This window comes from Agromyces binzhouensis, from assembly GCF_004135055.1.
In the GTDB taxonomy this organism is placed as follows: domain Bacteria; phylum Actinomycetota; class Actinomycetes; order Actinomycetales; family Microbacteriaceae; genus Agromyces; species Agromyces binzhouensis.
In genome coordinates, this window is record NZ_SDPL01000216.1 from 1 (window position 1) to 5,257 (window position 5,257).

General features: G+C 73.2%; 7 protein-coding genes. 2 read left to right on the forward strand and 5 right to left on the reverse strand.

The genetic code is table 11. The annotated features are described in order from the left end of the window. The coding region (locus ESO86_RS18870) for a glycosyltransferase (protein WP_340638847.1) at positions 1-450 on the forward strand (450 nt) is incomplete at its 5' end. 68 nt (positions 451-518) lie between these two features. Beyond that, the gene (locus tag ESO86_RS11005) at positions 519-914 is read left to right on the forward strand and encodes a YybH family protein (RefSeq protein WP_129234976.1); all 396 of its coding nucleotides are present in this window, start codon (positions 519-521) and stop codon (positions 912-914) included. Positions 915-946: 32 nt separating this feature from the next. Here the strand turns inward: ESO86_RS11005 and ESO86_RS11010 are convergent, their stop codons facing one another. The 5 genes from ESO86_RS11010 to ESO86_RS11030 all read right to left on the reverse strand — a co-directional run. After that, a complete protein-coding gene (locus ESO86_RS11010; RefSeq protein WP_129234978.1) occupies positions 947-2,008 on the reverse strand; it encodes an SIS domain-containing protein in 1,062 nt (353 codons plus the stop codon). Next, positions 2,005-2,736: an ATP-binding cassette domain-containing protein gene (locus tag ESO86_RS11015; RefSeq protein ID WP_129234980.1), complete on the reverse strand. Its 732-nt coding sequence runs from the start codon at positions 2,734-2,736 to the stop codon at positions 2,005-2,007. The genes ESO86_RS11010 and ESO86_RS11015 overlap by 4 nt, the downstream gene beginning before the upstream one ends. After that, a complete protein-coding gene (locus ESO86_RS11020; RefSeq protein ID WP_129234981.1) occupies positions 2,733-3,959 on the reverse strand; it encodes an alanine racemase in 1,227 nt (408 codons plus the stop codon). The genes ESO86_RS11015 and ESO86_RS11020 overlap by 4 nt, the downstream gene beginning before the upstream one ends. Positions 3,960-3,962: 3 nt before the next feature. Next, positions 3,963-4,943 carry an ABC transporter permease gene (locus tag ESO86_RS11025; RefSeq protein ID WP_129234982.1) on the reverse strand — a complete coding sequence of 327 codons (981 nt, stop codon included), beginning with the start codon at positions 4,941-4,943 and terminating at the stop codon, positions 3,963-3,965. Next, on the reverse strand, positions 4,940-5,257 hold a 318-nt coding region (locus ESO86_RS11030; protein WP_129234983.1), incomplete at its 5' end, for an ROK family protein. The genes ESO86_RS11025 and ESO86_RS11030, both read right to left, overlap by 4 nt.

Sequence of the window (5,257 nt, forward strand, 5' to 3'; positions counted from 1 at the left end):
CGGGCGCGCGGCATCCGCCTGCTCGTGGCGACCGGCCTCGGCGGCATCGCGGTGCCCGACGACGCTCGCGGCGACGACGTGTTCGTGACGCGCTCGGTCGATCACGGGGCGATCCTCCCCCGCGCGGTGGCGGCAGTGCACCACGGCGGCATCGGCACGGTGCAGGCGGCGACCGCGGCGGGCACCGTGTCGATCGTGGTGCCGTTCATCGCCGACCAGCCGTTCTGGGGTGCGATGCTCCACCGCCGCGGGCTCGCGCCCGCCCCGATCCCCCGACGGAGGCTGACGGCCGATCGCCTCGCCGAGGCGCTGGCCGACGCACCGGTGTTCCAGGCCGCGGTGGAGGCCGCAGCCGCACGGATGGCCGACGAGGACGGCGCGGCCGAGGCGCTCGGCGTGCTCGAGCGACTCGCGGCGCGCCCGAGGAACGACGCGCTGCGGCATCCGTGACCCCACTCGCCGTGCCCGGGTCGGCGATGCCGATTGTGCCCGCGGCCGCACGGGAGGATCCTGAACCCATGAACGACCGCGAGGAATTCCTGATCTGGATCAACAACTCGCTCGTCCGGGCCGAGCGAGCCCTGTTCAACGGCGACGCCGGTCCGAGGCGGTCGACGTGGTCCGACACCGACGACGTGAGCGTGCTCGGCGCGTGGCGCAACGCGGTCGGGCGTTCGGAGCTGCTCGACGCGTTCGACGGGGTCGCCGCGAGCTTCGCCGCCTGCACCGACTACGCGTTCGAGCTCATCTCGTTCGACGTCTCGGGCGACATGGCGTACACGGTCGGCTACGAGCGCATCTCCGCGATGAAGGACGGGGTTCCGAGCACCTTCACCGTGCGCTCGACGCAGGTCTACCGCCGCGAGCACGGCGAGTGGAAGGTGCTGCACCGGCACGCCGACACGATGGCGTGACGGCGTGCCGGGCACCGGCCGCGGATGGCGCGTCAGCGGGTCAGCGTCACCTTCCGCAGGCCCTCCGGCCGGTCGGGATCCGATCCGCGGCGGATCGCCAGCTCGGCGGCGAGCACCTGGAGGGGGAGGATCTCGAGCACGGGCACGAGCTCGTCAGGCACTCCGGCTGCGGCGTCGATCGACGTCGACCCGGGGATGACGGCGGGGCCGATCTCGAGGATCCGCGCACCCCGGGCCCGCGCGGCCGCCGCGAAGTCGACCACCGACTCCCGCCCCGCGGAGGCCCCGGTCAGCGCGATCACGAGCGTGTGCTCGTCGACCTGGCCGAGGGGGCCGTGCGTGGCATCCGCTGCGCTCCACCCCGACGCCGCGATGCCGGACGTCTCCATCAGCTTGAGCGCGCCCTCCTTCGCCGTGGCCATCGAGAAAGCGCGCCCCACGAGCATCATGCGCTCGACGTCCGCGAGCTTCGAGGCGATCGGCCCGACCTCGACCTCCAGCCGGTCGAGGAGCCCCTCCGCGCGGGTCGCGAGCGCGTCGATCTCGTCCGCGAGCCGTGAGAGCTCCTCTCCCGCCACGCCCCGCGCGAGCGTGTGCACCGCGAGCAGCTCGGCCGTGTAGCTCTTGGTCGCGGCGACCGAGAGCTCGGGTCCGGCGGCGAGGTCCAGGTGCACGTCGGCGAGCCCGGCCAGGCCGCTCGCGGCATCGTTCGTGATCGACAGGAGCGGGAGCCCCGCGGCGCGGAGCGCCACCGCGGTGGCGGCGAGGTCGGGCGACCGTCCCGACTGGGAGATCGCGACCTGGACGCCGGAGGGGTACGCGGGCGTCACGCCGAGCACGCTGTGCAGGCTCGGCGTCGTCAGGAGCGCGGGGAGCCCCAGCACCCGCTGCACGAGGTACTGCCCGTAGATCGCCGCATGGTCGCTCGAGCCGCGGGCGACGAACGCGACGAGCTCGGGCGCTGCGGCGCGGAACGCGTCGATCGCCGCCTCCCAGGCCGTGCGCTGCGTCGGGATCAGGTCCCGCCACCGTGCGGGCTGCTCCGCGATCTCGGCCCGCATGAGCGCGCCCGGCCCCGAGACGGTGCCCGTCACGAGCTCAACCCGGTGATCATCGACACGAGCTCGTTGTGGCTCGTCTCGGCGACGCGCTTCGTGCCCACCTGCCGTCCGCGACGGAGCACGGTCACGCGGTCCGCGATGCGGAACACCTGCTCCATGTTGTGGCTCACGACGAGCACCGCGGCACCGCGTGCCTTGAGCTTCAGGATGAGCTCCTCCACCTTCGCGGTCTCGGCGACGCCGAGGGCCGCGGTCGGCTCGTCCATCAGCACGAGACGACTCGCCCAGTGCGTGGCGCGTGCGATCGCGATCGCCTGCCGCTGGCCGCCGGAGAGGTCGCTGAGCGTCGCCTTCGCCGTCGGGATGCGCACGTCGAGGTCGTCCACGAGGTGCTGGGTCTGGCGTGCCATCTCGGCGCGGTCGAGCAGGCCGAACGGCTTCCGCCGCAGCTCGCGGCCGAGGAACAGGTTCATGTAGACGGGCTGCAGGTCGACGAGGGCGAGGTCCTGGTAGACCACCTCGACGCCGTTCGCACGGGCATCCGAGGCATCCCGGAACGCCACGCGCTCACCCGCGAGCCGGATCTCGCCGTCGGTCGGCTGGTGCACGCCGGAGATGATCTTCACGAGGGTGGACTTGCCCGCGCCGTTGTCGCCGACGAGCGCCACGACCTCGCCCGCCTCGACCTCGAGGTCGAAGCGCTCGATCGCGACGATGCCGCCGAAGTGCTTGCTGATGCCCGACAGGCTGAGCGGGTTCATCGTGCCGCCTCCATTCCCTCGTTCACGTCGGCGAGGCCGAGCGGCCTCGATCCGTCGGCCGACCACAGTCCCTCGAGCCTCGGCTCGCCGCTGTCGAGGCCGCGGATGCCGGCCGTGAGCGCACGCGTGACGAACACCTGCGGCCGGAAGCCGAAGACGACCGTGTCGCCCGGCCGCGCCCCGCCCTCGGGAACCGGGGCGGTCGCGTAGTAGTCGATCGCCTCGGGTGCCGGCATCTCGACCCGCCGAGCGGTGGCGGATGCCGCGTCGTCGTCGGGTCCGACGACGAGGGCGTCGGTCTCGGCCGCGCCGAGCACCGGGTCGACGTAGAGGCCGCCGCCGAAGACGTAGGCGCGCCCGTTCCAGAGGTGCGACACCTCGGAGACGTACGCGATCGCCGGCTCCTCCTCGAGGTCGCGCACGGCGTGCAACGGCGTCGTCCCGGTGAGGCCGTGGCCCGGCTCGACCTGGGTGGCGCCCGCCTGCGCGAGCCGCTCGAGGGCCGAGGCCGACGTCGTGCCGGGCGCGTTCACCTCGACGTCGCGGAAGCCGGCCGCCTCGAGGTCGCGCTTCGCGCGGGTCAGCGTGGCGAGGTTCGGGGTCGACGCGACGTCGCCCGTCGCCCGGTCGAACAGCGTGGCGGGGAAGCTCGTGACCCCCGCGAACCGCACGCCCGGGATCTCGTCGACGCGCCCGGCCGCCGCGACCACGTCGGCGGCGTCGAACCCGCCCTCGTGGCCGGCGTAGAACCGGTCGCCGTCGCCGATGATCCGGAGCAGCACGTCCTGCACGTACCCGGCGGCGGATGCCGCGGCGCCCGCCTCGCGCGCCTTCTGCTCCGAGAACACGGTCCAGTAGCGCGGGCGGAGGGCGGCGGCGTCCCGCGCTCGATGACGCGGGATCTGGACGAGGTGTCCGAGGTGGCCGGACGCGAGCCCGCCGGCGGCGGCCGCGACCGCGCACTCGAGATCCACGCCCACCGAGTGGGTGATGCCGCCGGCCCGGATGGCACGCGAGGCGTCGGGGTTGCGGCCGATCTGCTTCGTCATCGCGAACGCCGTGAGCCCGAGCCGCGAGGCCTCGGCCGCGACGACCGCGGTGTTGCGCTCGACCGCGTCGAGGTCGATGACGTAGGTGTTCGGGGGCAGCTCGCCGGAGCGGTGGAGGGCGACGGCGGCGTCGATGAGCCGCGGGTTGCGGCGGCGCAGCAGGGACAGGAACACGACTCAGCTCCCCTTCTTGCCGCGGAGCGACAACGAGACGGCGATCAGGATGATGATGCCGCGCACGATCTCCTGCTGCGCGACGGTGAGGCCGGCCAGGAGCAGGCCGTAGTTGATCATGCTCATGAACAGGCTGCCGACCACGGCGCCGATCATCGACGCCTTGCCACCGGTGAGCGCGGTGCCGCCGACGATGACCGCGGCGAGCACGCTCATGAGGTCGGTCGTGCCGAGCGTGTAGGTCGCCCCGGCGAGGCGGCCGGCGTAGAGCAGGCCGGCGAGCGCGGCGGTCGTGCCGCTCAGCATGAACACGGCGATGCGGACGCGGGTGACCTTGATCCCCGAGACGCGAGCTGCGGAGGCGTTGTTCCCGACGGCGAGCACGTGCGCGCCGAACCGGCGTTGCCGGAGGACGTGCCATCCGATGGCCGCGGCCACTGCGGACCACCAGATCAGAATGGGGATGCCGAGCAGCGTGCCGCCGCCGAAGAGCCAGCCGAAGGCGGCATCCGTCACCGGGACCGACTGGAGGTTGGTGATCTGCTGGGCGAGTCCGCCGATGAGCCCCATGGTCGCGAGCGTGACGAGGAACGACGGCAGCCGGACGAGGGTCACGAAGAGGCCGTTCACGAGGCCGACGGCCGCACCGACGGCGAGTCCGGCGAGCGCCGCGACCCACCAGGCCCCGGTGGCCTGCAGGGCCACCGCGGCGGTGAGCGCGGCGAGCGCCACGGTCGAGCCGATCGAGAGGTCGATCTCGCCGAGGCTGAGCACGAACACCGTGCCGACGGCCATGATCGTGATCGGGGTCGCCTGGGTGACGATGTTGACGAGCGTGGTGCCGTTCAGGAAGCTGGCGCCCTGCGTGGCCGCGAAGTAGAGGAACACCACGACGAATCCGACGTACACGACGTAGTTGCGCCAGGAGCGGACGACGAGCTGCACCCCCTTCTCGGCGGGTGCCTTGGTCGGGGCGATGGTCATGCGGCGACTCCTTCGTGGGTGCGGCCGGCGGCCGCTCTGGCGAGGTGCAGTGCTCCGAGCACGGGCGCCTCGCCGCCCAGCTCGCTGATCGTGATGGGGAGGTCGCCGCGGCCGAGCCGGGCGAGCCAGGTTCGGACGGGAGCGAGGAGCTCCGGGCGGGACCCGATCCCGCCACCGAGGACGAACCGGCCGGGATCGACGACCGCCGCGACGGCGGCGATCGCGTGGGCGACCCACCTCGCCTCCTCGTCGATGGCGGCGACGGCCCTGGCGTCGCCGCGCTCGGCGAGGTCGAACACGTCGCGGGCGGAGGC